This window comes from Bradyrhizobium lablabi (assembly GCF_018129385.1).
GTDB classification, from domain to species: Bacteria; Pseudomonadota; Alphaproteobacteria; order Rhizobiales; family Xanthobacteraceae; genus Bradyrhizobium; species Bradyrhizobium lablabi_C.
Genome location: NZ_JAFCLN010000005.1, coordinates 234,144 through 257,995 on the forward strand (window position 1 = coordinate 234,144; position 23,852 = coordinate 257,995).

Genomic DNA, 23,852 nt, shown 5'->3' on the forward strand with positions numbered 1-23,852 from the left:
CAAGGCCTCTAGATGTCGCGGTTTTCGTTCCCACCGTAACAAAAAAGCCTCACATTCGGTTAAACCGCGCCGGTCGCCCGCTACCGCGCCGCCTTCCTGCGGGCCCTTTTGGCACTACATAGGCCGCGAGCATCACCCACGGAGCCTTTCATGCCATCGCGTGCCACCCATCCATATGACAAAAAGCAAAAATCCCGGGCCTGGCTGGCGGCGGCATTGGCGTCTTTTGTGGTGTTTTCGTCCGCCTCCACGGCCGTCGCGGCTGATGAGCCGGACCTGATCTTCCGCCGCTCGACCGTATTCAAATTCCTGAGCCCGAACGACAAGCTTGCGACCTATGGCGTCGACGACCCCGAGGTCGAGGGCGTCGCCTGTCATTTCACGATACCGGAAAAGGGCGGTTTCAAGGGTTGGCTGGGGCTTGCCGAAGAGGTTTCGGACATCTCGCTGGCCTGCCGCCAAATCGGTCCGATCCGTTTCAAGAGCAAGTCGGGGCAGGGCGAGGACATGTTTCGCCAGCGCCGCTCGCTGTTCTTCAAAAAGATGCAGATCGTCCGCGGCTGCGATTCCAAACGCAACGTGCTGGTCTACATGGTGTATTCGGACAAGCTGATCGAAGGCTCACCGAAGAATTCGACCTCATCGGTGCCGATCATGCCCTGGGGGGCCGCCGACGCCGCCGTGCAGAAATGCGGTGAATTCATTCAGTAAGGGGCCGAACCTCAAGTCAGGGATCAGCGCCTTGCGGGGCGCCGGACCCAGGGTTCGCCAGCCGCCTCGGAGCCGTGGCACCCCACCAGCCGAACCAGCTTCTGCGGCGCCGCCTCATTGCCGTGGAAGCTGAAACTGCCCTGTTGGGACATCGCGCCGCAATTTTGCGGCTGCGCTGCCTGCATTTGCTGATCGGTCCGCTTCCCGGTAGAGCCGCCGCTCATCTGCACATTCGGCTGTCCGGTCTTGCGGGTCGGGGTGGTCTTGCCAACGTCGTTGTTGCCATTGCCCACGACTGCGATCCTTTCGCTGATGTGAGAGGTCATAACGCGCAACTGTGCCCCCGGTTGCCCGTCGTCGGGTGAGTCGGTGACGCAGCGATTGAGGTTCATGGCGACAGGGGTTCCTCCACAGGAGAAAAGTGCATTCCGCCGTGGCAGGATTGGGGCTTCGGAATCGGCCGCTGAACGACATTGGCTCGGCCATTGGAGGCTATTTCCCTCTTTGAAATCGTTGATTTTTTCCTCGCAATGTTTCGTCGAAACCGGTGCGACGAAACAATTCTCCTGGGCAACGAAACCATTTTCCGCTTGTCGAGCAGATGTCCGGAAACAACCATTGGTTATCAACCCGGGCAACGAAACGGCCGAAGTGCCGGCAGCCGAACCCGGAGAGACCTTAGATGCGGACCGTCAGCTTCATTCTTGCCTTCGCTTTCACCTTGGCGGGTCCCTCGATGGCGGGTTCGGTTGATCAGGGTTTGCCCGGCGTCGGCGCCTTCTCCTATAACGGCTCGCCGGTTGTGACCCCGGCACCGGCCCTCGTGGTTGCTGCACGGTAAGACGAGCCAGTCCAAAGTCAGGTTGTTAAGGCCATCATGTTTCTTCGTCTTTGTACTGCCGTCATCGCCTCCACCATCATCCTTGCCGGCTCGGCGCAGGCTCAGGTCTCGTTCCGGTCAACGTTGAAATTTCCCGATCCGCGCGGCGACTTCGTTCGCGCCTGCGCCCCGCACATGATCGGCCGCTGGCAGCATCCGGAAGCTGTCTGCGGTTGCCTGCACGATTACGCTGCCGCCACCGTCGAGGACAACGATCTGCGAGAAGCGCTGCTGCGCGGCATCAGCGAGACCGGCGTGCCGACCATCGAGGCCGATTGGGTGCCGCCGGCAAAGCAGTCGCAGATTTCGGCCACCTTCACCAAGATCGCCAAGCCGACGCTGCAATGCATGTTCGAGCCGGCCAAGCCATAACTCGACATTCGGCATCTTCCATGTCCCTGTTGATCCCCAAGCCGGCCCTTGATGGCCGGCAATCGCGTTTGGGGGAAACGATGCGGCGCAATGCGATATTCGCTTGCCTGGCGTTTGCGCTTTGCTCGCCTGCTGCGGCGGCGCCGGACGAGGAACTGCTCGGCAAGGCCTCAGGCTACCCCATCGGGACACGTGCGACCTGGTATTACGACGAGAACGTCCGGGTCGGCTCGTTCAGCAATGTCGAAAAGATCCTTCCGGTCTACACGCTGAAGCACGGGACGCCGCTGGCGTTGCCCAAGGCGGCCAGCGAGCCGAGGATCGAATACCGCTTCGACAAACAGAGCTTTTCGCTCGACGATTTTCTCGCCCACCAGCGCGTCACCGGATTCCTGCTGATCAAGGACGGCCAGGTGCTGGCCGAACGCTATCAGTATGACCGCAACGCGCACCATCGCTTCGTGTCGCACTCGATGGCGAAGTCGATCGTCAGCCTTGCAGTCGGGATGGCCGTGAGCGAGGGCAAGATCGCCTCGCTCGATGATACCATCGCCAAATATGTCCCGAAGCTGGCGGGCAATCCCTATGGGGAGACGACAATACGCAACATGCTGCGGATGTCGTCCGGCGTGCCGTTCCGGGAAGTCTATGACGGCAACGACGATCTTGCGAAGTTCGGCAGGCTGCGTGCGTCGGCCGGCTCGATCACGGCGCTGCGGGCCTTCACGGAACGCGAAGTGGAGCAGGGCACGCGTTTTCACTACGCGTCCAACCAGACGGTTGCGCTCACCGTGCTGATGCATGCGGCGACCGGCATGACGTTGACCGAGTATCTGACGCCGCGGCTGTGGCAGCCGATCGGCGCGGAGGAGGACGCAACCTGGGTCAGGAGCAGGGACGGAACGGAAACCGGATCGGGCGGCTTCAACGCGACCGTGCGTGACTATGGCCGTCTCGGAATCCTGCTCGCGAATGACGGAGAAGCAGGCGGCAGACAGATCGTTCCGAAGGAATATCTGCTCGATGCCACCGACTGGCGCCGCCAGCCCGAAGGCTTCCGGCCGAAAAATGCGACGCCGTTCTTCGGCTATGGCTATCAGTTCTGGCTGTTCCCGGGCGAGAAGCGGCGCTTCGCGCTGCTCGGCGTCTACGGCCAGTCGGTGTTCGTCGATCCCGAACTGAAACTCGTGATGGTGATCACGGCGGCGGCGAAGAACGCCAGCGTCGGCAAGGAGTCATTTGCCCGCGAGCGCAGCGCGCTCTGGCGCGGCATCGTCGGCCAATACGGGAGCTGGTAGATTTTTTGTTTGAGCATGATCTCCGCGCAAACGCTTCGCGTTTGTCGCAGGGAAAACCGGTATCCACTTTGCGCTAACGCGGCCCTTCGGGTCCGGATCATGCTCTATCGCCGCTTCGGTCCCAGCCGCGGCACGCATTTTCGGGTGGCCACGACGCCGGCCGTCGTCATCTGCGAACCCTGGATTTCCTTGATCTGACCGGCCGGGCAGGAACCGTCATCGACCAGCACGCGCTGGCCAAGACGCAGGTCGGTGATATCGGTTTCGCGCATAACGGATTGTTGCGCGTGCGCTGGGGCCGCGAAAGCCAGCAGCGCCAATGCTGCAATCGACGAAAATATCCGCATCACTTGCTCTGTATCTTCAGGCCGTCGGGGCCGACATTGATCTGAAAGCCTTCCGGCTTCTTCCTTGCCTCATGGAGCTGGTAGCTGAGCACGCCGACTGCGATCGCAAGTACAGCGATGATCAGATACAGCACATTGCGGTTGACGTTCATCCGGCGTCTCCGGGCGAGGCGTTGCGGCAAATTGTACGGGCACGCCTGTGATTCTGAAAGCGACGGCGGCCTCCACAGGCCCCACCAAAATGTGCTTTGATCGGCCCTTGAGGCCGACAACAGGGGACATCAACGACAATGAACGCCGACACCCAACAAAGAATCCTCGACGCCGTCGATGCCGGTTTCGATGCGCAGCTTGCGACCACCGCCGACTTCGTCGCGATCCCCTCGACTCGCGGCGCGGAGGGGCCATGCCAGGACATGATCGGGGATCTCCTGCGCCAGCGCGGCTATGAAGTCGACGACTGGCACCTCGACCTCGACGATCTCAAGGATCTGCGCGGCTATGGCCCGATCGAGCATGATTTTTCCAAAGCGCGCAGCGTGGTCGGCACCTACCGGCCGCAAAACAATGCCGGCAAATCGCTGATCCTACAGGGCCACTGCGACGTCGTGCCGGCAGGCCCGCTCGACATGTGGGAGACGCCGCCGTTCTCGCCGGTCATCAAGAACGGCCGGATGTACGGCCGCGGCGCCTGCGACATGAAATCCGGCACCATCGGCGCGCTCTACGCGCTCGATGCGATCAAGGCCGCGGGCTTCAAGCCCACCGCGAGAATTCATTTCCAGAGCGTGATCGAGGAGGAGAGCACCGGCGTCGGCGCGCTCTCGACCTTGCAGCGCGGCTATCGCGCCGATGCCTGCTTCATCCCGGAACCTACCGGCGGCAACATGGTGCGCTCGCAAGTCGGCGTGATCTGGTTCCGCCTGCGCGTGCGCGGCATTCCCGTGCATGTGGCGCAGATGGGCTCGGGCTCGAATGCGATCATGGCGGCCTATCACCTGATCCACGCGCTGCAAAAGCTCGAGGCCGAATGGAACGAGCGCGCCAAGGCCGATCGCCATTTCAAGACGCTGACGCACCCGATCAACTTCAACCCCGGCATCATCAGGGGCGGCGACTGGGCTTCCAGCGTGCCGGCCTGGTGCGACGTCGATTGCCGGATCGCGATCCTGCCGGGCTGGTCGGTGGCCGAGTGCCAGAAGGAGATTTTGGCGTGCGTCTCCGCCGCTTCGCGCGACCATCGCTTCCTCTCCAACAACCCGCCCGAGGTCGAGTGGTCCGGCTTTTTGTCGGAAGGCTATGAGCTGAAGGATTCCGCCGCGCCCGAGGCCGCATTCGGCAAAGCCCATGCGGTGGTCTATGGCGGCGCGGTCAAGGACCTCGCCTTCACTGCGCTGACCGATACGCGCTTCTACGGGCTGAACTACAACATCCCCAGTCTGTGCTTCGGCGCCAGCGGCGAGGCGATGCACGGCTTCAACGAATATGTCGACCTGGAGTCGCTGCGGAAGTCTACGAAGGCGACTGCGCTGTTCATCGCGGAATGGTGCGGGGTGGAGAAGATGTAGTTGCTCCTCATGGTGAGGAGCGCGGAGCGCGTCTCGAACCATGCAGGCCCGTCTGTGGCCTTCATCCTTCGAGACGCGGCCCTGGGGGGGCCGCTCCTCAGGATGAGGAGCAATCATTCCCACAACGCCTTCACGATCGCATCGAGCCCGTCTGTCAGCGCGGCCGGCCCTGGCTGCAAAATCAGCGGCGACTTGATCTCGATGATGCGATTGTTGCGTACGGCCGGAATGTCGCTCCAGCCCGGGCGCTGCCGGATACGGTCGGGCACCACTTTCTTGCCGCACCAGGACGCGAGGATCACGTCCGGCGCGGCTTCGCGCACGACGTCGGGCAGGATGATGCGATCCTTCGCCGCTTGCTGAAGGCGCAATTTCGGCAGCGCGTCCTCGCCGCCGGCGATCTCGATGAGTTCGGAAACCCAGCCGATGCCGCTGATCAGCGGATCGTCCCATTCCTCGAAATAGACTTTTGGCTTCGCAGAAGCGCGGGGCGTCGATGCGACGCTCGCAAGCCTTGCCTCAAAGCCGGCCGCCAGTTGCTCCGCGCGTTCCGCAACGCCCACCATCGCGCCCAACGTCCGGATCATCGCCAAAATCCCGGCAATGTCGCGCTGGTTGAAGACGTGGATCGCAACGCCCGATCGCACGAGGTCGGCGACGATGCCGGCCTGTAGATCGGAGAACGCCAGAACGAGATCCGGCTCCAGCGCCAAAATCTTTGGAATGTCCGCCGAGATGAAGGCCGACACCCGCGGCTTCTCGCGCCGAACCTGGGGCGGTCGCACCGCATAACCTGATACGCCGACGATGCGGTCCTGCTCGCCGAGCAGGTAGAGCGTCTCCACCGTTTCTTCGGTCAGGCACACGATCCGGCGGGGAGGGAAATTTCGCATGGCGCACGATATGCAGAATTAGCAGCCGCGTGTCACTGCGGCCATTACCTCGGACGTCATTGCCTTGCTTACGCGCCGCGTCCATTCTCGCCAAACAACCCTGCCAAGGCCGGAGGACCGATGACGCCGCTCGAAAAGATCAGCTCGATGAAAATGCCCTTTGCGGAACTGAAGGGCGTCAAATTCACCGAGGCAGACAAGGACCGTGTGGTCGCGAAAATGGTGGTGCGGCCGGACCTCTGCACCTTGCATCACACCATTCATGGCGGCGCCGTGATGGCGCTGGCGGATTCGGTCGGGGCGGCCGCCACCGTCATCAACCTGCCGGAAGACGCCAAAGGCACCACGACGATCGAGAGCAAGACCAATTTCATCGGCGGCGCCAAAGAGGGAGCGACCGTAATCGCGACGGCCACCCCGGTGCACCGCGGGCGGCGTACCCAGGTATGGCAGACCCGGCTGGAAACCGAGGACGGCAAGCTCGTTGCCATCGTCACCCAGACCCAAATGGTGCTCTGATAGGGCCTCCTGACCGTCACAGAACATCAATGAATCCTTAATCGAAGTTTGCCGAAAATTAAGGCGGGACAACGACTTGAAAAGAATGATGCGATGCACAATATTTGAGGTCTAGGGATTCGACGCCTCCTCGAGGGCTGCCACGAGGAGTTGACTATGAGACATGAAGCCATCACCGGTTCGACGCGCGCCAGGGGCAGCGTCCGGACGCTCAGCCAGCACGAGGAACTGCCTCTGCTGCGCGATCATCTGCTGAGGTTGGATCGGACCAGCCGCCATGACCGCTTCCACGGTTTCATGGACGACAGCTTCATTGAGCGCTACGCCGAAAGATGCGCCGACGACGGCACCGTCATCATCGCCTATTTCGAGGATGGCGTGGTGCGCGGCGCTGCGGAACTGCATCCGCCGCAGCAGTCGCCGGATTTGATTCCGGAGATCGCCTTCAGCGTGGAAGCCTCGGTGCGCCGGCAGGGCGTCGGCATCATCCTGTTTCGCAAGCTGATCGCCGAAGCACGCGCCAAGGGATACAGGAATTTGCGCATCACCACCGGCGCCAACAACCAGGCGATGAAGGCGCTCGCCAACAAGTTTGGCGCGCATCTCACCTTCAGCCACGGCGAGTCGACGGGGATCATCGATCTCACGCAGCATCATCAGCCGGAGCCGGCGACCAGCGCAGTGCTCGGCGCGGTCGATGCCGCCCGCGCGATCGCCAATCTCAATCGCGCCTACTGGAACATGCTGTTCCGGATGTATGGCTGGGGCCGCGCCGCCTGACGCCCGAGGAAACAAATGAAAAAGGGCCATTCGCCGATCAGCGAATGGCCCTTTTTGATTGGCGGGTAAAAGGAAGAAAGAGGTCAGGTGCCCGTGCGCTTGTCGTTGCCGAAGCGGCGGACCACGCGGCGCTCCACCACGACCGAGCGCTGCGCGCCCTGTTCGCCGGCGATGACGCGCGTTGCGGAGCGGGCGGCAAGGCGGCTGGTCTTCTTCACTTCCGCAAGCACCGGCTCGTAGGGCATCCCCATCAGCGCAGCGGCGATCTCCGCCTGCTGCTCATGATCGTCGGTGATCCCTGCGGCAGCGAAAATCGCCTCCTCCAGGGTGGGCGGATCGCGCCGCACGCGACGTGTGCCGTATTTTGTCTGCCAGTCTTCGCTCATGGAGCCCCTCATATCGATGCGCGATATCTAGGTAGCCGTATTGTGCATTGCAATATGAAAGTAGCATGGCAATGCAGCCATGCATTACAGCCTCTCTAATTTCGTCGCGTCGTAGATTTCGATCGTGGTCGCGGCTGATGCCAGCGATTGCAGTGCCTTGACGAATTCGCGCGACGCCGGAACCGCAAAATGCGCGAGCAACGCGGCGCGATCGGCCCATTGTTCGACAAAAACCAGCCGCAGCGGGTTCTCGCAGTCGATATGCACGGCGTGCGAGATGCAGCCGGGCTCCGTGCGCGAGCGATGCACGTGCTCCAGGCTGAGCTTTCTCACCTCGTCGAAACTGTCCTGCCGCGCTGTCACGCTCCCGGTTACCACGATCATGTCGTCCCCCAGTGTCATCGCGCTTTAGGGCGCAGGATTGGCGGCCTCCGAGATATCCACCGGCTGCTGCGGCCAACGCTTTAGCGCAGCGCGGCCCGCATCGGTCAGTACATAGATGCCGCGTTCGGCGCGGTCGAACCAGCCATAGACATTGTGCAGCAGGATTTTTCCGGCGTCCGGGACGGTCTGACGCAGATCGCGCACGCGTTGCGGACCGTTGGACAGCGCCGCCGCGCAGGCCAGCGCCTGTTGCCGGTAAGCCGTCATGATCGGCGCGCGCGTGCTGCCGCCGAGCACGGGATCGCCGATCCGCCGCCGGTGCTCGGTCACCAGCCGCGAGCGTTTTTTGGGATCGCGGCGCGGCGCTGACGTCGGCGGCTTGACGATGATCTCGACGTCGCCGCGATCGGTGACCCCTAGCATGCCGAAGCCGAGTCGTCGGCACAGATTCCGGTAGCGGGCGTCGCTCTCGCGGCCCTTGCCGCGGGCCGACAGCTTTGCCGCAAGCCAGACCTCATCCGCAGCGCTGGCGCGATCGACCGCCTGAAGCACCAGCTCCAGATTGAACGCGAGCTTCAATTCGCCGATTACGACGACCGGCGGATCGTCGCCGGAAAGCGCGACCAGATCGCAGCCGCCGATCTCGCCCTTGACGGCGAAGCCGAGCTTTTCGAGGAAGCGTTTGACGGGCAGGTAAAGCGCGGTTTCCAAGATGGGCTCCGTGGCGGGCGCGGCCGCGACTCAATGCCCCGAGTCTAGCCCAATTTTCGTAAAGCGTTTGATCGCAGCCGGTCCGACCGGCTATTCTCCGGGAGGGACAAGCCAAAGCGGAAGAGGGGAAATGCCCTGCGGATCGCAGTATCCGCGGGGGATATTGCTTTTTCAGTGGGCCATGACGTTGCTGAACGGACTTTACAAGTTCTCATTCAAGACGGTACGCGGCACCGGTTGCGGCGTCATGTTCGCCACCCCGAGCGGAAAGCTCTATGGCGGCAATTCCGGCTCTTCCTTCATCGGCGGCTACACCGTGCAGGACGGCGTGATTTCTTCCGAGTTGAAGATGTCGCGGCACAATCATGATCCCGGTTATGTGCCGATGTTCCCGGTCGATAACGTCATCATGCGCTTCAAGGGCGCCCACCACGGCAACGAGGTGCATTTCGAGGGCGGCACCGATGCGCTGCCGGGCATCGTCTTCACCAGCATTTTGACGCCGATCGACGATGCCGATGCGCCGCCGCCCGGCGCAATCGGGCCGAACGGTCTCATCAACGGCCTCTATTCCATCCACATCCGCATGCTCGACGGCATCGACGGCGGCAATACCGGTGTCATGATGCTGCATGACGGCCGCATTCGCGGCGGCGATGCCTATTTCGACTATATCGGCGCCTACACCGCGGCGAACGGCAAGTGGAAGGGTGAACTGGTCAACCGCGAGCACACGCCGAGTATCGGCGAGCGGCCGCTGTTCGGCGGCCACGAGGTCGGCGTCGGCTTTTCCGGCACCTACGACCGCGACGGTGCGGAAGGCGAAGCCACCGCACTCGCCGGCAAACGCAGCATCCGCTTCAAGGCGGTATTGCGGAAGCTGGTGGAGGCGGAAAGCTAAACCCGCCCATTCACCGGCAGCAACGCGCCGGTCACGGCGCTCGCGGCATCGCTGGTGAGGAACAGAATCACCTCGGCGAGCTCCTGCGGCGTCACCCATTTCGCAAAATCGGCTTTCGGCATGCTGGTGCGGTTCGCTGCCGTGTCGATGATCGAGGGCAGCACCGCGTTGACGGTGATCTTGCCCTTGAGCTCGGCGGCGAGCGCTTCGGTCAGGCGGTGCACGCCGGCCTTCGAGGCGGCATAGGCGCCCATGCCAGCGCCGGCCTGGATCGCGCCCATTGCGCCGGTATTGACGATGCGTCCCGCGCTCGATGCGGAAAGATGCGGGATTGCCGCGCGCGATGCGTTCAGCGCCGTGGTCACGTTGAGCCCGTACATCCGCTGCCAGGTCTTTGGATCGCCGTCCGCCACCGTCTCGAATGCAAAGCCGCCGGCGATGTTGATCAGCGCATCGAGTTTTCCGAAATGCGAGGCCGCCGCGTCGATTGCCGCCTTCGCCTGCGCCGCGTCGGTGAGATCGACGCCGCCGAGTTCGAGCCGGGTCGGCGAGGCCGGAATTTGCGTTTGCGCAAAATCGATGCCCGCAACCAGCGCGCCGCGCGCCAGCGCTATCTCCGCGACCACCTTGCCGAGCGCGCCGGAAGCGCCGGTGACGACGATGACTTTTCCATTCATGATGTTGCTCCGGCTCCACTCGGGTTCGCGAAATTGATTTGCATTGCTCGCTGAAATTGCGCCCATTGGGCGCGAACAACACGGGCGGCAGGGTCACATGGCAAACATCCCCGCGCAATGCCACACGCATCCCGATTTGACCGGCTTGCAGTATCCGCTTCCGCATTTGATGCGAAGCCTCAAAACCCAACGCCGGACCAAGGTCATCGCCATCGGCTCATCATCGACGGCGGGCGAGGGCGATCTCGTGCCGTTTCCGGCGCGGCTGGAATTGCTCCTGCGGAAGAAATATCGCGATGGCATGATCGACGTGCTCAACCGTGGGCTCAGCGGACAGGAAGCTCCGTCCGAAGTTTCGCGCTTTGAGTCTGATGTGATCGGCGAAGCGCCGGCGCTGGTGATCTGGCAGGTCGGCACCAACGCGGTGTTCCGCAAGAAGATGTTCAATCTGGAGGAGGTCGCAGCCTCGATCTCGACAGGCCTCAATTGGCTCGCAGGCCTGCCGATGGACGTGGTGCTGATGGACCTGCAATTCACGCCTGCGGTGACCGAGCCTGCCGAGACGAGGGGATTTGCCGACCAGATGGTCCGGCTTATTGGCGAGGCGGCGCAAAGAGCAGGCGTCAATGTGTTCCGCCGTTTTGCCCTGATGGAGCGCTGGGTGGTCAGGGACGGCATCGACATTGCGGATCTGGTCCGCGAGGGCGACGGCGACAAGCTGCACATGAGCGATTGGGCAACCGGCTGCGTGACGCAGGCACTGTCCGAAGCGATCCTGAACGCGCCCATGGCGACTACGTAGAAATCCGGTGGCCCCCGAAACCGCGCCGATCGCTAAAATTTGCCGGAGTTTTGTAAGCCGACGGCAGAACGATCCGGCTATACCTCGGCGTCGATCATGCCAGGGGATGGACACGCCATGATGAGAGTACTGCCTGACCACGGTTTACCGTTGGTTCAGCTTAAGGAGCAGCGCCGGGATCTCGTCGTTGCCCTGCAAAACCGCAATGGCCCGGTCAGCGGCTGGGAGCTGATGCAGATCGCTGCCGTTCAGCAGGCGATCTCGGCCTTCGAGGACGTCATCGCCGACCTCGACGCCGAAATGGAAGCAGAAGCGGCGGCCTGAGCCGCGCGCTACCAAAGCGATCAGGCTTCCAGATAGCGCTCGTGCAGCGCCTTGCGCTCAGCGGCTCCAAGCCCGAGCCCGCTGGCCAGATAGTTTTCCAGATTGCCATAGTCAGCGCTGATGGCCTCGAATGCCGCCGCCAGGAACGGCGGCTGCACCGAGCCCAGCACCTGGCGGACTTCGTCAGGCAAGTCGCTGCTGGCGGAGGGATCACGCCGGTAGAACTGGTTGGTCAGCAGATAGTCTTCCGCAATCACCTCGTCGGCGACGCCGAGCGTATGCAGGATCAGCGCGCAGGCAAATCCGGTGCGGTCCTTGCCGGCGGTGCAGTGGATCACCAGCGGCGCGCGATCTTCCAGCAGGTGCCCGAACAGGGCGCGGAAGCGCGGCGTATTCTGTTGCACGTAGCTGCGATAGGAATCCCGCATCACATCGAACGCATGCTCGCGTGACAGCGTCTTGCCGGAGTCTCTGATAGCGCGCAGCGCGGCCACCACGGTCGGCTCGACCGGCAGCGAATGAACCTCGATACCCGCGAGGCCGCACAGCGCCTCGGCGCGCTCATCCTTGCCGCGGAAGTCGAATGCGCTCCTGACGCCGAGCGTGCGCAGAACAGCCGCATCGTCTTCGGTCAGATGGCCGAGGTGGTTGGATCGAAAGATTTGCCGCCAGCGCACCAGACGGCCGTCCTTGCCGGGATAGCCGCCAAGGTCACGGAAATTGCTAGCGCCGGCGAGATTGAGGTGACGAACAGGGATTTCTGACATCGGACGAAGTTTACGCGATCTTCTGCTGCGGAGGAACCACGGCGATTGCATTGCCGGTTGCGGATTGGTCTATAGTCGCAGTTCCCGGGGGAGAACATGAATCGCAAAGAGATCGTCTGTCTTGCCGCTACTGCGCTGATTGCGACGATGGCCGGCGCGCCGAAAGCGGCGGCCCAGAGCACGTTCCAGACCTATCGCTGTGCTGATGGCACCGAGTTCATTGTCGGATTTTTCCAATACGACAAGCGCGCCCACATGCAGGTCGATGGCAAGGCGGTGACGCTGCAAAAGCGGGTAGCCTTGACGGGTTCGCGCTATTCCGGGGGCGGGGTGACGCTGCGGGTCACAAAATCGGCTACCACGTTCAAGATCGGCAAGCGGCCGGCCACGAACTGCCAGTTGGGATGAAAAAAGGGCCGAAACCTCGTTGTTTCGACCCTTCTTTACCTTGCGTATCGCGTCTGAATTCTGGCGTGCCCTTTGGCGCAATGTGCTGACGGATCAGTGGTCACGTTTTGACTCTTCAATCGCCGCCTGATGGTACCAGCTATCGCTGCAAAGGGCTTCGTTCACCCGCACGGCGGTGGCGAGGTCGGCTTTGGCATCGCCGTAGCGGCGTCCGCCGAGGGCAGCCCGGCCACCGGCTGGAAATTGATAGATCTTCGCAGATCCCTGACTTGAATCTGTATTCAACATTTCGGTCTCTCCTTTCATCGAGACTCTGGGTTAGCTGATGGTGCGCCCGACTCATTCCCGAGTGGTTACCGATTTCGATATCGTTCGTGCCCTCCGCCAACGCAACCTGATGAAAGAGAAGTCACTGCCGATTAAATCGTAGGCATATTTGGTGTTGCTTTCTGGGAGGCAGAACCCGGCGGGCTAACGTCTCAGCGACGCGCCAGGTTTCAGACGGGTCTCATTCGGACCGATAGGTCTCTCTGCTGATGCCGTTGCTTTGGGCTTATCGGGCGGTCAGAGGGCCCGGTGCTGCAGAAAGCGGCTGGTCGAGCGAGTTTCCCGGCGATTCCGTCCGCAAAATTGCATCTCAGCCGCGCTGCTTTGTCGCGGAGAAAATTTTCCACTCGTCCTCCATGCGGCTGTGGACAAGCTCTGCCGCAGTGCAGCGACTGGCATTTTAATTGCTTGGTAAGGGCCGGCCGATGGTGGCCGGGTACACCACTGTGGGTCCCAATTGCTTCGGTTCCCACCTATTGCTTCATCAACAGAGAGGCTCAATGACCAAGTACAAGCTCGAGTATATCTGGCTGGACGGATATACGCCGACACCGAACCTGCGCGGCAAGACGCAGATCAAGGAATTCGCATCTTTCCCGACGCTCGAGCAGCTCCCGCTGTGGGGCTTTGACGGTTCGTCGACCCAGCAGGCCGAAGGCCACAGCTCCGATTGCGTATTGAAGCCGGTTGCGGTTTATCCCGACGGCGCGCGCGAGAACGGCGTGCTCGTGATGTGTGAAGTCATGATGCCCGACGGCAAGACCCCGCACGCTTCCAACAAGCGCGCCACCATCCTTGACGATGCCGGCGCCTGGTTCGGCTTCGAGCAGGAATACTTCTTCTACAAAGACGGCCGTCCGCTCGGCTTCCCGACCTCGGGTTACCCGGCGCCGCAAGGCCCGTACTACACCGGCGTCGGCTATTCGAACGTCGGCTCGGTCGCCCGTGAGATCGTCGAGAAGCATCTCAACCTCTGCCTCTACGCCGGCATCAACCACGAAGGCATCAACGCCGAAGTGGCGAAGGGCCAGTGGGAATTCCAGATTTTCGGCAAGGGCTCCAAGACCGCTGCCGACCAGATGTGGATGGCTCGTTACCTGATGCTGCGTCTCACCGAGAGCTACGGCATCGACATCGAATTCCACTGCAAGCCGCTCGGCGACACCGACTGGAACGGCTCGGGCATGCACGCCAACTTCTCCACGCAATACATGCGCGAAGTCGGCGGCAAGGAGTACTTTGAGAAGCTGATGGCGGCCTTTGAGAAGAATCTCATGGACCACATCGCGGTCTACGGTCCGGACAACGACAAGCGCCTGACCGGCAAGCACGAGACCGCGCCCTGGAACAAGTTCAGCTATGGCCTGGCCGACCGCGGCGCCTCGATCCGCGTGCCGCACTCCTTCATGAACAACGGCTACAAGGGCTACCTCGAAGACCGCCGCCCGAACTCGCAGGGCGACCCATACGCCATCGCTTCCCAGATCCTGAAGACGATCTCCGAAGTTCCGACCGCCGCCAAGTCGGCTGCGGCCTGACCGATACCTCCAAGGCCCGGGACGGGGGCGTCTGGGCCGCCAAAATGATCCGCCAGAGCAGACCGCTCTGGCGGATCATTGCGTTTTTGTGACAACGCTGATCCGTTTCCCTACGGCGCCAACCGGGCTATGTAGGCTTGCATTTGCAAACGCCGGGGACACGGCCGTTGTTCGGGGGCTTTTACAAGGTCCGCTTTACGCTCAACGAGGCGGTCGGCCGCAGCGTGATGTATGTGCGCGACGGCAAGCTGCTGGGCGGTAATTCAGCCTTTGCCCATATCGGCACGTACACCGAGGCCAGTGACGGGATCGACATCGAAGTGAAGACGGTCCGGCACAATCCGGATCCGAATTACCGGGCGATGGCCGGCACCGACGATGCGACCCTGATCGCCAAGGGAAACGCCGACGGGAATCTCTATCGCTTCAAGGGGGCATTGAGGGAATTGCCGGGCGCGGTGTTCCAGTCGGTGATGACGCCGATCGAGGAGGAAAGCGTGCCGATCGCCGGCGGCGTCGGCGAGGGCGGTATCGTCAACGGGCTGTATTCGATCCACATCAAGATGCTGGACGGCGTTGCAGGCGGCCTGACCGGCGTGATGCTGCTGAACGACGGCCGCATCCTGGGCGGCGACGCCTCGTTCTATTATCTCGGCACCTACACCTCAGAGAACGGCCGCTGGAAGGGCCAGATCCTCAACCAGGAGCACACGCCGGCCGTGGGGGAAAATCCGATCTTTGGCGGCCGCGAGGTCGGCATCGGCTTTTCCGGCACCTGCGACGAGGAGGGCGCGCTGCTGGAAGCCACCGCGCTGGCCGGCAAGCGCAGCCTCCGCATGACGGCCGTGCTGAAACTCATGCGGCGGGCGTAACTCTCATGGAAGTCGTTCGCGTGCTGTCGACGCTGGCGGTGAAGGGTGCCGTGCCCGCGCTCGCCGCGCGCCATGAGAAGGAGAGCGGCGTGCGGATCGACGCCGATTTCGCACCGACGCTCGCGTTGCTGGAGAGGTTGCGCGCCGGCGAGCAAGCCGATGTCGTCGTCCTGACGCGCGAAGGTCTCGATGAGCTTGCGAGCGAGGGAAGGGTGGTGCGAGAGACTTGCGTCGATCTCGCGCGCTCGTTTGTCGGCATCGCCGTCAAGGCGGGTCATCCGCATCCCGACGTCGCGACCGAGGCCGCGCTGCGGGCGACGCTGCTGGCCGCCCGTTCGGTAGCCTATTCGAAGATCGGCGCCAGCGGTATCCTGTTTGCGCAACTGATCGCGCGCATGGGCATTGCGGCCAGCATCAACGCTAGCGCCACCGTCATTCCGTCCGGCTTTACCGCTGAACGATTGCTCACGGGCGAGGCCGATCTCGCCGTGCAGCAGATCAGCGAGTTGAAGCAGGTCGCGGGCATTGACGTCATCGGTCCGATCCCGCACGAACTACAGACGCCTGCCGTGTTTTCCGCCGGACGCATGGCGGCTTCGGCAAAGGCGGTGCAGGCCGACCGGCTGCTGAAATATTTGGCGTCGCCCGAGGTCGCGCCGGCGTTGCGGGAGTCCGGGCTGGAGCCTTGAATTTGCCCGCGCGGCGAAGCAACCTGTTGGCATGATGAAGCGGCTTTGCAAGTCCGGTCTGATTGCGATGATCGTCGCAGCAACGCCTGTGCTCGCGTACGCGCAGTCGGCCGATCTTGTGCTGTGCGACCGGCTGGCGGCCGATCCGTCCGATCCGGACAAGCCTGCGGATGCGAAGGGCGTTCCCGAAATCGCGGCATCGGACATCGCGACCGCGATCAAATATTGCGCCGTCGCGGCAAAATCCTCGCGCCGGGCGATGTACCAGCTCGGCCGCGCCTATGCCGCCAATCGCCAGGTAACTGAAGCAGTGAGCGCTTGGCGCAAGGCCGCCGACAAGGGCTCGACGTCGGCGATGGTCGAACTCGGCGTGCTCTACGGCACCGGCAACGGAATCGCCCGCGATGAGGTGCAGGCGCGAAAACTGTTCGAGCGCGCTGCCGAAGCCGGCAATCCGCGCGGCGTCAGCAATCTTGCCGCGATCGGTGGCGGCGGCGCACCGGCCGATCCGGCGCGGCAGCGGGAATTGCTCGGCCGGGCCGCCGAGACCAACGCAGAAGCGCAGTACCAGCTCGGCATGTTGCTGGCGGAAGGCAGCGGCGGCCAGAAGGACGACGCCGCGGCACGTGCGCTGTTCGAGAAGGCCGCCGCGCAAAATCATCCCGGCGCGCTGGAGCGCATGGGCGCCTTCGCCAGCGAAGGCCGCGGCGGGCCGAAGGATTCCTCCGCAGCCAAGGCCTATTACGAGCGGGCCGCCGCGCTCGGCGACGAAGACGCCAAGAAGGCGCTGGAGAGTCTGCGCTGTCCCTACAAGATCAAGGACAAGAGCGGCAAGCTCGTGACGACCTTGTGCTTCTGAGGCGCCTTATTTTTTGACGCGTTTTCTTCACGCGAACCGGATCCCACTCCGCTTGAAAACGCTTTAGTCCCTTATCAGGATGACACCGGCGATCAGCAGGGCGGCACCGGCCAGCCGCGACAGGCTGACCGGGTGCGGCGTCAGGCCGAACAGTCCGAAATGATCGAACGTGATGGTCGTGAGCATCTGACCGGCGACCACCAGCGCGATCAGGGTTGCCGCGCCGAGCGACGGCAGCAACAGGATCATCAGTATGATGAAGACACCGCCGAGCACGCCGCCGCTCCAGGCCCACCACGGCGTTTCGACCACGGCCTTCCACGAGGGCCACCGCTCGCCGAGCGCGAGCAGGACGACGATCATGGTCAGGAGGCCGCCGAGATAGCTGACGAAGCCGGCCCAGGCAGGCGATCCCAGCGAGGTCCGCAGGCTGCCGTTCAGGATCTGCTGGGTCGCAACGCTGACGCCTGCGCCGATCGCCAGCGCATAAAGATAAATGGCTTGCACCCGAATCCCTCGTGTTGCGTTTCCGCTCCCAACATACGGAGACCCTCAGCCCTCGCCAATTGCAGCAGGCGCAATGGTGATATCAGGAACAAGGACCCCGCCGGGCCAGTTGATCGGACGCAGTTCGCAGATGAGAGGCCAGACATGATCAGGAAACTGCGGTCCGGCGAATACCGGCTCTATTCGCGCAAGGTCAATCCGAAGACCGGCAGGCGGCGCAATCTCGGCACCTTCAAGTCGCGCGCGGCGGCAGAAAAGCACGAGCGTGCCGTGCAGTATTTCAAGCGACACTAAGACCTGTTGTGCGGCTTCGCCCCGTGGTGCTATGCGGGGCGCAAAATCGCAGGCGGGATTTTCGGTGCTGGACGGGCTCTACAAGGTCGAATATGGCGTGAACGATGCGTTCGGCCGCAGCATCATGTGCATGCACAATGGCAAATTGCTCGGCGGCAATTCGGCCTTTGCGCATCTTGGCACCTATCGCCGGAACGGCGACGAGATCGCCGCCGAACTCATCACCGAGCGCCACAACGCGGATACCCAATACTACAAGCCGCTGATGGGCACCGATGTGGCTGCGATCAAGGCGGTGGGCAAAGCCAGCAGCACCGGGATTCGCTTCGAGGGCGAAGCGGCGCCCGTACCCGGCGCGCTGTTCTGGGCCAATTTCACCCGGCTTGATGACGAAGGGCTGCCGCCCAGGGGCGACGTCGGGCCTGGCGGCATCGTCAACGGGCTCTATTCCATCCATATTCGCACGCTCGACGGCATCGACGGCGGACTGTCCGGCGTGATGCTGCTGATCGACGGCCGCATCCTCGGCGGCGATGCGTTCTTCTATTATCTTGGCTGCTACAGCTCCGCGGATGGCCGCTGGAAGGGCGAGATCGTCAACCAGGAGCACACGCCGGCAAAGGACGAAAATCCGGTATTCGGCGGCCACGAGGTCGGCATTGGCTTTTCCGGCACATGCAGCGCGCAGGGCGCGGAACTGGAAGCCATCGCGCTCGCCGGCAAGCGCAGCCTGCGGCTGACGGCGACGCTCAAGCTGATGCGGAAAGCGTAGGGCCTTCGCACGACCGTCATATTCAATTGCGGGGTTTCCCTTGCGCGCCACTTGGCATAAGAGGCCGCAACTCAGCTTTTCTCCTTTCAGGCAGCAATGATCCGTCTCGATAACGTTTCCAAGCAAGTCGGCCACCAGATCCTCTTCATCGAAGCTTCCGCAGCGCTCCAGAAGGGCGAGAAGATCGGCCTGGTCGGGCCGAACGGCGCCGGCAAGACCACGCTGTTTCGCATGATCGCGGGCGAGGAGCAGCCAGACGAGGGGCAGGTCTCGACCGATCGCGGCATCTCCATCGGCTATTTCAGCCAGGATGTCGGCGAGATGTCGGGCCGCAGTGCGGTCGCCGAGGTGATGGACGGCGCCGGTCCCGTCAGCGTTGTGGCGAACGAATTGAAGCTGCTTGAGGCTGCGATGGCCGATCCCGAGCAGGAAGCGGAGATGGAAGACATCATCGCCCGTTACGGCGAGGTGCAGGCGCGCTTCGAGGAGCTCGACGGCTACGCGCTGGAGGGCCGCGCGCGCGAGGCACTGTCGGGCCTCGGCTTCAGCCAGGAGATGATGGACGGCGATGTCGGCAAGCTTTCCGGCGGCTGGAAGATGCGCGTCGCGCTCGCCCGTATCCTGCTGATGCGGCCCGATGTGATGCTGCTGGACGAGCCGAGCAACCATCTCGATCTGGAAAGCCTGATCTGGCTCGAGCAGTTTTTGCACGGCTATGAAGGTGCGTTGCTGATGACCTCGCACGATCGCGAGTTCATGAATCGCATCGCCAACAAGATCGTCGAGATCGACGGCGGTTCGCTGACGACCTATTCCGGCAATTACGAATTCTACGAGCAGCAGCGCGCGCTGAACGAAAAGCAGCAGCAGGCCCAGTTCGAGCGCCAGCAGGCGATGCTCGCCAAGGAGATAAAGTTCATCGAGCGCTTCAAGGCGCGCGCCTCGCATGCCGCGCAGGTGCAGAGCCGGGTCAAGAAGCTCGAGAAGATCGAACGGGTCGAACCGCCGAAGCGGCGCCAGACGGTAGCGTTCGAGTTCATGCCGGCGCCGCGCTCGGGCGAGGATGTGGCCAGTCTGAAAAATGTGCACAAGGGCTATGGCTCGCGCCGCATCTATGCCGGCCTCGATTTCATGATCCGCCGCCGGGAACGCTGGTGCGTGATGGGCGTCAACGGCGCCGGCAAATCGACGCTGCTGAAGCTGATCGCGGGCTCGACCGAGCCTGACGTCGGCACGGTCGCGATCGGCGGCAGCGTCAAGATGGGTTACTTCGCGCAGCACGCGATGGACCTCCTGGATGGCGAGCGCACCGTGTTCCAGTCGCTGGAAGATTCATTCCCGCAAGCCGGGCAGGGTTCTTTGCGCGCGCTCGCAGGCTGCTTCGGTTTTTCCGGCGACGACATCGAGAAGAAATGCCGGGTGCTGTCGGGCGGCGAGAAGGCGCGGCTGGTGATGGCAAAGATGCTGTATGACCCGCCGAATTTCCTGGTGCTGGACGAGCCGACCAACCATCTGGACATGGCGACCAAGGAGATGCTGATCGCGGCGCTGGCCGAATTCGAGGGCACCATGCTGTTCGTCTCCCACGACCGGCATTTTCTCGCCGCGCTCTCCAACCGCGTGCTGGAGCTGACGCCTGACGGCATCCACCAATATGGCGGCGGCTACACCGAATATGTCGCCCGCACGGGGCAGGAAGCGCCGGGCTTGCGCAGCTAGACGGCTTCATCGACAATTGCTCCCAAAAAAGGGGGCGCCCATGCAGCAGATCCGGATCGGCGACGTCACCATCGATGCGGTCATCGAGCGCGACGGCCCGTGGCGGCGGCCGCAGGATTTTTTCCCGGCCTATGACGATGCCGTCTTCAAGCATCATCTGAAGACCATGGAGCCGGAGGTGTTCGACGCGGCGTCCGGCAAGATGGTGATCACCTACCAGACCTTTGTTGTCCGCACCCCGCGTTACACGATCCTGGTCGACACCTGCACCGGCGAGGACAAGGGTCACCCGCCGCCGTTCGACTTTCCCGGCAAGGAGCGCTGGCGCAACGAATTATTCGCGCTCGGCATCGGCTACGAGCAGGTGGACTATGTGTTCTGCACCCATCTGCACATCGACCATACCGGGTGGAATACGGTGTTGCGGGACGGGCGGTGGGTGCCGACTTTTCCGAATGCGAAGTATATCTTTCACAAGAATGAGTATGCGGCCTGGGAGGCCGAGTACGCCAAGGGGGCGGAACGGCCGGGAAAAGTGTTTCGCGACAATTGCCTGCCGATCGTCGAGGCGGGGCAGGCGCTGCTGGTCGATGACGATTTTGAGCTCGACGATCTCGTGACCCTGACGCCGACGCCGGGCCATTCGCCCTGCCATTGCTGCGTCAACATCTTCTCAAGAGGCCAGCGCGCGGTGGTCGCGGGCGATCTCATGCACCATGTGATCCAGTGCCGTGAGCCGGACTGGTCGCCGGGCGTGGACTGGGATCCCAGGCAATCGGCGGCCTCGCGCCGAAAATTCTTTGCCGAGGTCGCCGACACCGAAACGCTGATCCTGCCGGTACATTTTCCATCGCCGACCGCCGGTCTGCTCAAGACCGACGGCGAGCGATTCGATTTCCGGTTCAGGCGCTAGAGCCGGATGACTTTTCTTCGAATCGTCATCCCGCTCTATCTCCGCGCAAACGCTTCGCGTTTGTCGCGAGGGAAAACCGGCATCCACTTTTCCGGATCAAGCTCTGGCTGCAATCAGGCGTCCTGCTCGCACTTCTTCATGAAGCTGCTCTTGGCGGCGCCGGAAAGCTTTTTGCCGTCGGCGCTCACCGCCTTGGCTTCGCAGGCTTCCTCCTTGCACTTCTTCATGAACGAGGTCTTTGCGGCACCTGCGAGCGCCTTGCCGTCCTTGCCGACCGCCTTGGTTTCACAGGATTGCGCGAACGCCGTTCCGCCGGCGAAGGTCGCGATAATTGCTGCCAGAATAATACGCTTCATTGGGCCTCTCCCTTCATTTGGTCCAGAATTGGACCTTCGAAAAACACTTCGACCGGCGAACGTTTCTTCAGTGCCGCGGATCATCCTCGTCCCGGCCGGACGATTTATGCTGCGTGTGCGTCGGCGGGCCGACCTCCTGGCACGGGATCGGTGTCCATGAGCCGTCGGGATTTTGCACGTAGGAATGACAGGATGACGAATCCTGTTTCTCCTCGGCCTTCTGATCCCCGGAATTTTTTGTAGCGGCGCCGGCCGGCGCGGTTGCGAGGGCCAGCGATGCGAGCGAGGCGAACACGATCGCAGGAATTTTGCGCATGACGAGTCTCCTTCCGAGGCGGATTGTCACGAAAGGATTATGGTGATTTTCGGCCATCGACATTCAGACGCGATTAATCCTCGATTGTCTCAAGCAGCCGCCGGGCCAGTGTTTCCACCACAAAGGGCTTTGTCAGCACCCGCATGCCCGGGGCGAGCTGAGCGTTGCCGATAATAGCGTTCTCCGCATAACCTGTGATGAACAGAATAGGCAGATCGGGCCGTGTGGTCCGCGCCGCGTCGGCCAATTGCCGTCCGTTCATGCCGCCCGGCAGGCCGACGTCGGTGATGAGCAGGTCGACGCGGGCATCCGATTGGAGCACGCGCAGGCCGGCCGGGCCGTCCTTGGCCTCGATGCCGGTGAAGCCGAGTTCGTCCAGCACCTCCAGGACCAGCATGCGAACGGTGGGCTCGTCGTCGACAATCAGCACCGTCTTGCCGGTTTGCGCCGGCGCCCGCGTCGTCTGCTCAACGCCCGAGCTCGTTTCGGCTTCGCCGCGATAGTGCCGCGGGAAGTAAAGGCACATCGTGGTTCCTTGGCCGAGCTCCGAATAGATCCGTACCTGTCCGCCGGACTGACGCACAAAACCATAGACCATCGAAAGTCCGAGGCCTGTGCCCTGTCCGATCGGTTTGGTCGTGTAGAAGGGATCGAACGCGCGTGCGATGACGTCGCGCGTCATGCCGACGCCGGTGTCAGTAACGCATAGCGAGAGATATTGGCCCGCCGGCAGGTCGCGCTCGTTCGCGGCGCGCTCATCGAGCCATCTATTGGCGGTCTCGATCGTGATGCGGCCACCGTCCGGCATGGCATCGCGTGCATTGATGGCCAGGTTGAGGAGGGCGCTCTCGAGCTGCGATGCATCGACCAGCGCCGGCCACAGCCCGACGGCGGTTACCACCTCAAGCGTGATCTGCGGGCCGACGGTGCGGCGGATCAGCTCTTCCATGCCTTTCACGAGGCGGTTCACGTCGGTTGGCTTGGGATCGAGCGTCTGGCGACGCGAGAAGGCAAGCAGGCGGTGGGTGAGCGCGGCGGCGCGCTTGCAGGCACCTTGCGCGGCGGTGACATAGCGGTCAATCTCGGAGAGCCGCCCCTGGCTGAGCCGCGTCCGCAGCAGGTCCAGCGAACCCATGATGCCGGTGAGCAGATTGTTGAAGTCATGCGCGATGCCGCCGGTGAGCTGGCCTACCGCCTCCATCTTCTGCGCCTGACGCAGTTCGTCCTGAACCCTTTGCCGCTCGGATATGGCTTCGGCGACGCGCGTTTCGAGCGTCTCATTGAGTTCACGCAGCGCCGTCTCGGCACGCTTGCGCGCGGTGATGTCCTGGAACAGGACCGCGACCTGGCGGCGGGAGGCGGGCTCGATGCGGAAGGCCGCGAGTTCGAGGTGGCGTCCGGTGGCGATTAGCTCGCGCTCGAAGCGGATTGGCTTTCCCGAGCGCAGCACTTCGCCATAGAGCGCCGCCCATCCATCGGCTTCATCAGCCACCATCTCGCGCAACTTTTGTCCGACAACGTTGGGAATGCCGGCGTGGAGCGCGTAGGCGGGGTTCGCCTCTACATGGACGTAATCGCTGAGCGGACCGTGGGGGCCGTCGAAAAACTCGATGATGCAAAAGCCTTCGTCGATCGAATTGAACAACGTCCGGTACCGCTCCTCGCTTTCAGCAAGGGCGATCTCTGCCTCCTTGCGGCGAGAGGTGCCGGCCTCGACAAGGACCCTTAGCCGGGCATTCTCTTCCCCCAGCGCCTTCGCGCGGCGCTGTAATGTTTCGATTTCGGCCGGATTCACGCCCCAAACTCCTCCAGACAGGGGAAACGCGCCTGGCGGAACCGGGTTCCGGAGGCCTTCCAGGACGCCCGAGGGCTTGCTAGGTTGGAATCGGCGGGCGCCGGGTTGGCTATTTGCGGCCGTCATCGGCCATGTTGGCGCCGATGACCGGTCTAGATTATGCCGCA

Annotated in this window: 33 protein-coding genes; 19 read left to right on the forward strand and 14 right to left on the reverse strand. The window is 62.7% G+C overall.

Annotation, left to right across the window (positions count from 1 at the left end):
- The first annotated feature begins 150 nt into the window (after positions 1 to 150).
- Positions 151 to 711: a CreA family protein gene (locus JQ628_RS13050; protein WP_212222967.1), complete on the forward strand. Its 561-nt coding sequence runs from the start codon at positions 151 to 153 to the stop codon at positions 709 to 711.
- Between the two features lie 23 nt (positions 712 to 734).
- Here the strand turns inward: JQ628_RS13050 and JQ628_RS13055 are convergent, their stop codons facing one another.
- A complete protein-coding gene (locus tag JQ628_RS13055) occupies positions 735 to 1,103 on the reverse strand; it encodes a hypothetical protein (protein WP_249127829.1) in 369 nt (122 codons plus the stop codon).
- 290 nt (positions 1,104 to 1,393) lie between these two features.
- On the opposite strand from JQ628_RS13055, the gene JQ628_RS13060 reads away from it, so the two are divergent.
- From JQ628_RS13060 to JQ628_RS13070, 3 genes are all read left to right on the forward strand, one after another.
- Positions 1,394 to 1,552 carry a hypothetical protein gene (locus JQ628_RS13060; protein ID WP_212222968.1) on the forward strand — a complete coding sequence of 53 codons (159 nt, stop codon included), beginning with the start codon at positions 1,394 to 1,396 and terminating at the stop codon, positions 1,550 to 1,552.
- A gap of 36 nt (positions 1,553 to 1,588) precedes the next feature.
- Positions 1,589 to 1,963, forward strand: a complete 375-nt coding sequence (locus JQ628_RS13065; RefSeq protein WP_212222969.1) for a hypothetical protein — start codon at positions 1,589 to 1,591, stop codon at positions 1,961 to 1,963.
- Positions 1,964 to 2,043: 80 nt separating this feature from the next.
- The gene (locus JQ628_RS13070; RefSeq protein ID WP_212222970.1) at positions 2,044 to 3,261 is read left to right on the forward strand and encodes a serine hydrolase domain-containing protein; all 1,218 of its coding nucleotides are present in this window, start codon (positions 2,044 to 2,046) and stop codon (positions 3,259 to 3,261) included.
- 104 nt (positions 3,262 to 3,365) lie between these two features.
- On the opposite strand, the gene JQ628_RS13075 is transcribed toward JQ628_RS13070, so the two are convergent.
- The gene (locus JQ628_RS13075) at positions 3,366 to 3,608 is read right to left on the reverse strand and encodes a DUF6719 family protein (protein WP_212222971.1); all 243 of its coding nucleotides are present in this window, start codon (positions 3,606 to 3,608) and stop codon (positions 3,366 to 3,368) included.
- Positions 3,608 to 3,760 carry a non-classical export protein 1 gene (locus JQ628_RS13080; protein ID WP_212222972.1) on the reverse strand — a complete coding sequence of 51 codons (153 nt, stop codon included), beginning with the start codon at positions 3,758 to 3,760 and terminating at the stop codon, positions 3,608 to 3,610. Before JQ628_RS13080 ends, JQ628_RS13075 begins: the two co-directional genes overlap by 1 nt.
- A gap of 138 nt (positions 3,761 to 3,898) precedes the next feature.
- On the opposite strand from JQ628_RS13080, the gene JQ628_RS13085 reads away from it, so the two are divergent.
- Positions 3,899 to 5,176, forward strand: coding sequence for an ArgE/DapE family deacylase (locus JQ628_RS13085; RefSeq protein WP_212222973.1), 1,278 nt, complete (start codon positions 3,899 to 3,901; stop codon positions 5,174 to 5,176).
- 113 nt (positions 5,177 to 5,289) lie between these two features.
- Here the strand turns inward: JQ628_RS13085 and JQ628_RS13090 are convergent, their stop codons facing one another.
- Positions 5,290 to 6,069 carry a cobalamin-binding protein gene (locus JQ628_RS13090; RefSeq protein ID WP_212222974.1) on the reverse strand — a complete coding sequence of 260 codons (780 nt, stop codon included), beginning with the start codon at positions 6,067 to 6,069 and terminating at the stop codon, positions 5,290 to 5,292.
- 120 nt (positions 6,070 to 6,189) lie between these two features.
- On the opposite strand from JQ628_RS13090, the gene JQ628_RS13095 reads away from it, so the two are divergent.
- Positions 6,190 to 6,588 carry a PaaI family thioesterase gene (locus JQ628_RS13095; protein WP_212222975.1) on the forward strand — a complete coding sequence of 133 codons (399 nt, stop codon included), beginning with the start codon at positions 6,190 to 6,192 and terminating at the stop codon, positions 6,586 to 6,588.
- A 156-nt stretch (positions 6,589 to 6,744) separates the two neighbouring features.
- Positions 6,745 to 7,368 carry a GNAT family N-acetyltransferase gene (locus JQ628_RS13100; RefSeq protein ID WP_212222976.1) on the forward strand — a complete coding sequence of 208 codons (624 nt, stop codon included), beginning with the start codon at positions 6,745 to 6,747 and terminating at the stop codon, positions 7,366 to 7,368.
- Positions 7,369 to 7,451: 83 nt separating this feature from the next.
- Here the strand turns inward: JQ628_RS13100 and JQ628_RS13105 are convergent, their stop codons facing one another.
- The 3 genes from JQ628_RS13105 to JQ628_RS13115 all read right to left on the reverse strand — a co-directional run bounded on the left by JQ628_RS13105 (position 7,452) and on the right by JQ628_RS13115 (position 8,849).
- Positions 7,452 to 7,754 (reverse strand): hypothetical protein, encoded by a 303-nt coding sequence (locus tag JQ628_RS13105; protein WP_212222977.1) that lies wholly within the window; start codon positions 7,752 to 7,754, stop codon positions 7,452 to 7,454.
- A gap of 84 nt (positions 7,755 to 7,838) precedes the next feature.
- Positions 7,839 to 8,138: a putative quinol monooxygenase gene (locus tag JQ628_RS13110; protein WP_212222978.1), complete on the reverse strand. Its 300-nt coding sequence runs from the start codon at positions 8,136 to 8,138 to the stop codon at positions 7,839 to 7,841.
- Between the two features lie 24 nt (positions 8,139 to 8,162).
- A complete protein-coding gene (locus tag JQ628_RS13115; RefSeq protein ID WP_212222979.1) occupies positions 8,163 to 8,849 on the reverse strand; it encodes a DUF2161 domain-containing phosphodiesterase in 687 nt (228 codons plus the stop codon).
- A gap of 181 nt (positions 8,850 to 9,030) precedes the next feature.
- Between JQ628_RS13115 and JQ628_RS13120 the strand changes: the two genes are divergently transcribed.
- A complete protein-coding gene (locus JQ628_RS13120) occupies positions 9,031 to 9,750 on the forward strand; it encodes a hypothetical protein (RefSeq protein ID WP_249127831.1) in 720 nt (239 codons plus the stop codon).
- Here JQ628_RS13120 and fabG read toward each other — a convergent pair.
- On the reverse strand, positions 9,747 to 10,427 hold the full coding sequence (gene fabG, locus JQ628_RS13125) for a 3-oxoacyl-ACP reductase FabG (protein ID WP_212222980.1): 681 nt from the start codon (positions 10,425 to 10,427) through the stop codon (positions 9,747 to 9,749). The genes JQ628_RS13120 and fabG overlap by 4 nt on opposite strands.
- A gap of 97 nt (positions 10,428 to 10,524) precedes the next feature.
- Between fabG and JQ628_RS13130 the strand changes: the two genes are divergently transcribed.
- Complete coding sequence (locus tag JQ628_RS13130; protein ID WP_212222981.1) at positions 10,525 to 11,229, forward strand: SGNH/GDSL hydrolase family protein; 705 nt, start codon at positions 10,525 to 10,527, stop codon at positions 11,227 to 11,229.
- A 117-nt stretch (positions 11,230 to 11,346) separates the two neighbouring features.
- Positions 11,347 to 11,553: a hypothetical protein gene (locus JQ628_RS13135; protein WP_212222982.1), complete on the forward strand. Its 207-nt coding sequence runs from the start codon at positions 11,347 to 11,349 to the stop codon at positions 11,551 to 11,553.
- Between the two features lie 20 nt (positions 11,554 to 11,573).
- On the opposite strand, the gene JQ628_RS13140 is transcribed toward JQ628_RS13135, so the two are convergent.
- Positions 11,574 to 12,320, reverse strand: coding sequence for a tyrosine-protein phosphatase (locus JQ628_RS13140; protein WP_212222983.1), 747 nt, complete (start codon positions 12,318 to 12,320; stop codon positions 11,574 to 11,576).
- A 96-nt stretch (positions 12,321 to 12,416) separates the two neighbouring features.
- Between JQ628_RS13140 and JQ628_RS13145 the strand changes: the two genes are divergently transcribed.
- Entirely contained in the window at positions 12,417 to 12,728 is a 312-nt protein-coding gene (locus tag JQ628_RS13145; RefSeq protein ID WP_212222984.1) for an MliC family protein, read from the forward strand.
- A gap of 93 nt (positions 12,729 to 12,821) precedes the next feature.
- Here JQ628_RS13145 and JQ628_RS13150 read toward each other — a convergent pair whose 3' ends face one another.
- Positions 12,822 to 13,016, reverse strand: coding sequence for a DUF2735 domain-containing protein (locus JQ628_RS13150; RefSeq protein WP_212222985.1), 195 nt, complete (start codon positions 13,014 to 13,016; stop codon positions 12,822 to 12,824).
- A 539-nt stretch (positions 13,017 to 13,555) separates the two neighbouring features.
- Here JQ628_RS13150 and JQ628_RS13155 point away from each other — a divergent pair.
- The 4 genes from JQ628_RS13155 to JQ628_RS13170 all read left to right on the forward strand — a co-directional run bounded on the left by JQ628_RS13155 (position 13,556) and on the right by JQ628_RS13170 (position 17,013).
- Positions 13,556 to 14,593 carry a glutamine synthetase beta-grasp domain-containing protein gene (locus JQ628_RS13155; RefSeq protein ID WP_212222986.1) on the forward strand — a complete coding sequence of 346 codons (1,038 nt, stop codon included), beginning with the start codon at positions 13,556 to 13,558 and terminating at the stop codon, positions 14,591 to 14,593.
- Positions 14,594 to 14,760: 167 nt separating this feature from the next.
- A complete protein-coding gene (locus JQ628_RS13160; protein WP_212222987.1) occupies positions 14,761 to 15,465 on the forward strand; it encodes a GrlR family regulatory protein in 705 nt (234 codons plus the stop codon).
- Positions 15,466 to 15,470: 5 nt separating this feature from the next.
- Positions 15,471 to 16,154, forward strand: a complete 684-nt coding sequence (locus tag JQ628_RS13165; protein WP_212222988.1) for a substrate-binding domain-containing protein — start codon at positions 15,471 to 15,473, stop codon at positions 16,152 to 16,154.
- A 34-nt stretch (positions 16,155 to 16,188) separates the two neighbouring features.
- A complete protein-coding gene (locus JQ628_RS13170) occupies positions 16,189 to 17,013 on the forward strand; it encodes a tetratricopeptide repeat protein (RefSeq protein WP_212223160.1) in 825 nt (274 codons plus the stop codon).
- Positions 17,014 to 17,076: 63 nt separating this feature from the next.
- Here JQ628_RS13170 and JQ628_RS13175 read toward each other — a convergent pair whose 3' ends face one another.
- Entirely contained in the window at positions 17,077 to 17,520 is a 444-nt protein-coding gene (locus JQ628_RS13175; RefSeq protein WP_212222989.1) for a DMT family transporter, read from the reverse strand.
- A 144-nt stretch (positions 17,521 to 17,664) separates the two neighbouring features.
- Here JQ628_RS13175 and JQ628_RS13180 point away from each other — a divergent pair, with 144 nt between their 5' ends.
- The 4 genes from JQ628_RS13180 (at position 17,665) to JQ628_RS13195 (ending at position 21,218) form a co-directional block, all read left to right on the forward strand.
- Positions 17,665 to 17,814 (forward strand): hypothetical protein, encoded by a 150-nt coding sequence (locus tag JQ628_RS13180; protein ID WP_212222990.1) that lies wholly within the window; start codon positions 17,665 to 17,667, stop codon positions 17,812 to 17,814.
- Positions 17,815 to 17,878: 64 nt separating this feature from the next.
- A complete protein-coding gene (locus tag JQ628_RS13185; RefSeq protein ID WP_212223161.1) occupies positions 17,879 to 18,586 on the forward strand; it encodes a GrlR family regulatory protein in 708 nt (235 codons plus the stop codon).
- A gap of 96 nt (positions 18,587 to 18,682) precedes the next feature.
- Positions 18,683 to 20,305: an ABC-F family ATP-binding cassette domain-containing protein gene (locus JQ628_RS13190; protein ID WP_212222991.1), complete on the forward strand. Its 1,623-nt coding sequence runs from the start codon at positions 18,683 to 18,685 to the stop codon at positions 20,303 to 20,305.
- A 40-nt stretch (positions 20,306 to 20,345) separates the two neighbouring features.
- A complete protein-coding gene (locus JQ628_RS13195) occupies positions 20,346 to 21,218 on the forward strand; it encodes an MBL fold metallo-hydrolase (RefSeq protein ID WP_212222992.1) in 873 nt (290 codons plus the stop codon).
- Between the two features lie 113 nt (positions 21,219 to 21,331).
- Here the strand turns inward: JQ628_RS13195 and JQ628_RS13200 are convergent, their stop codons facing one another.
- The 3 genes from JQ628_RS13200 to JQ628_RS13210 all read right to left on the reverse strand — a co-directional run bounded on the left by JQ628_RS13200 (position 21,332) and on the right by JQ628_RS13210 (position 23,811).
- A complete protein-coding gene (locus tag JQ628_RS13200; RefSeq protein ID WP_212222993.1) occupies positions 21,332 to 21,574 on the reverse strand; it encodes a hypothetical protein in 243 nt (80 codons plus the stop codon).
- Between the two features lie 67 nt (positions 21,575 to 21,641).
- A complete protein-coding gene (locus JQ628_RS13205; RefSeq protein ID WP_212222994.1) occupies positions 21,642 to 21,890 on the reverse strand; it encodes a hypothetical protein in 249 nt (82 codons plus the stop codon).
- A 73-nt stretch (positions 21,891 to 21,963) separates the two neighbouring features.
- Positions 21,964 to 23,811, reverse strand: coding sequence for an ATP-binding protein (locus tag JQ628_RS13210; protein ID WP_249127836.1), 1,848 nt, complete (start codon positions 23,809 to 23,811; stop codon positions 21,964 to 21,966).
- Positions 23,812 to 23,852: the final 41 nt, after the last annotated feature.

What these genes read in the sequence shown, in the direction of transcription:
- JQ628_RS13050 (WP_212222967.1), top strand. Translation starts at nt 151, where the DNA reads ATGCCATCGCGTGCCACCCATCCATATGACAAAAAGCAAAAATCCCGG.
- JQ628_RS13055 (WP_249127829.1), bottom strand. Translation starts at nt 1,103, where the DNA reads ATGAACCTCAATCGCTGCGTCACCGACTCACCCGACGACGGGCAACCG.
- JQ628_RS13060 (WP_212222968.1), top strand. Translation starts at nt 1,394, where the DNA reads ATGCGGACCGTCAGCTTCATTCTTGCCTTCGCTTTCACCTTGGCGGGT.
- JQ628_RS13065 (WP_212222969.1), top strand. Translation starts at nt 1,589, where the DNA reads ATGTTTCTTCGTCTTTGTACTGCCGTCATCGCCTCCACCATCATCCTT.
- JQ628_RS13070 (WP_212222970.1), top strand. Translation starts at nt 2,044, where the DNA reads ATGCGGCGCAATGCGATATTCGCTTGCCTGGCGTTTGCGCTTTGCTCG.
- JQ628_RS13075 (WP_212222971.1), bottom strand. Translation starts at nt 3,608, where the DNA reads ATGCGGATATTTTCGTCGATTGCAGCATTGGCGCTGCTGGCTTTCGCG.
- JQ628_RS13080 (WP_212222972.1), bottom strand. Translation starts at nt 3,760, where the DNA reads ATGAACGTCAACCGCAATGTGCTGTATCTGATCATCGCTGTACTTGCG.
- JQ628_RS13085 (WP_212222973.1), top strand. Translation starts at nt 3,899, where the DNA reads ATGAACGCCGACACCCAACAAAGAATCCTCGACGCCGTCGATGCCGGT.
- JQ628_RS13090 (WP_212222974.1), bottom strand. Translation starts at nt 6,069, where the DNA reads ATGCGAAATTTCCCTCCCCGCCGGATCGTGTGCCTGACCGAAGAAACG.
- JQ628_RS13095 (WP_212222975.1), top strand. Translation starts at nt 6,190, where the DNA reads ATGACGCCGCTCGAAAAGATCAGCTCGATGAAAATGCCCTTTGCGGAA.
- JQ628_RS13100 (WP_212222976.1), top strand. Translation starts at nt 6,745, where the DNA reads ATGAGACATGAAGCCATCACCGGTTCGACGCGCGCCAGGGGCAGCGTC.
- JQ628_RS13105 (WP_212222977.1), bottom strand. Translation starts at nt 7,754, where the DNA reads ATGAGCGAAGACTGGCAGACAAAATACGGCACACGTCGCGTGCGGCGC.
- JQ628_RS13110 (WP_212222978.1), bottom strand. Translation starts at nt 8,138, where the DNA reads ATGATCGTGGTAACCGGGAGCGTGACAGCGCGGCAGGACAGTTTCGAC.
- JQ628_RS13120 (WP_249127831.1), top strand. Translation starts at nt 9,031, where the DNA reads ATGACGTTGCTGAACGGACTTTACAAGTTCTCATTCAAGACGGTACGC.
- fabG (WP_212222980.1), bottom strand. Translation starts at nt 10,427, where the DNA reads ATGAATGGAAAAGTCATCGTCGTCACCGGCGCTTCCGGCGCGCTCGGC.
- JQ628_RS13130 (WP_212222981.1), top strand. Translation starts at nt 10,525, where the DNA reads ATGGCAAACATCCCCGCGCAATGCCACACGCATCCCGATTTGACCGGC.
- JQ628_RS13135 (WP_212222982.1), top strand. Translation starts at nt 11,347, where the DNA reads ATGATGAGAGTACTGCCTGACCACGGTTTACCGTTGGTTCAGCTTAAG.
- JQ628_RS13140 (WP_212222983.1), bottom strand. Translation starts at nt 12,320, where the DNA reads ATGTCAGAAATCCCTGTTCGTCACCTCAATCTCGCCGGCGCTAGCAAT.
- JQ628_RS13145 (WP_212222984.1), top strand. Translation starts at nt 12,417, where the DNA reads ATGAATCGCAAAGAGATCGTCTGTCTTGCCGCTACTGCGCTGATTGCG.
- JQ628_RS13150 (WP_212222985.1), bottom strand. Translation starts at nt 13,016, where the DNA reads ATGTTGAATACAGATTCAAGTCAGGGATCTGCGAAGATCTATCAATTT.
- JQ628_RS13155 (WP_212222986.1), top strand. Translation starts at nt 13,556, where the DNA reads ATGACCAAGTACAAGCTCGAGTATATCTGGCTGGACGGATATACGCCG.
- JQ628_RS13165 (WP_212222988.1), top strand. Translation starts at nt 15,471, where the DNA reads ATGGAAGTCGTTCGCGTGCTGTCGACGCTGGCGGTGAAGGGTGCCGTG.
- JQ628_RS13170 (WP_212223160.1), top strand. Translation starts at nt 16,189, where the DNA reads ATGAAGCGGCTTTGCAAGTCCGGTCTGATTGCGATGATCGTCGCAGCA.
- JQ628_RS13180 (WP_212222990.1), top strand. Translation starts at nt 17,665, where the DNA reads ATGATCAGGAAACTGCGGTCCGGCGAATACCGGCTCTATTCGCGCAAG.
- JQ628_RS13190 (WP_212222991.1), top strand. Translation starts at nt 18,683, where the DNA reads ATGATCCGTCTCGATAACGTTTCCAAGCAAGTCGGCCACCAGATCCTC.
- JQ628_RS13195 (WP_212222992.1), top strand. Translation starts at nt 20,346, where the DNA reads ATGCAGCAGATCCGGATCGGCGACGTCACCATCGATGCGGTCATCGAG.
- JQ628_RS13200 (WP_212222993.1), bottom strand. Translation starts at nt 21,574, where the DNA reads ATGAAGCGTATTATTCTGGCAGCAATTATCGCGACCTTCGCCGGCGGA.
- JQ628_RS13205 (WP_212222994.1), bottom strand. Translation starts at nt 21,890, where the DNA reads ATGCGCAAAATTCCTGCGATCGTGTTCGCCTCGCTCGCATCGCTGGCC.
- JQ628_RS13210 (WP_249127836.1), bottom strand. Translation starts at nt 23,811, where the DNA reads ATGACGGCCGCAAATAGCCAACCCGGCGCCCGCCGATTCCAACCTAGC.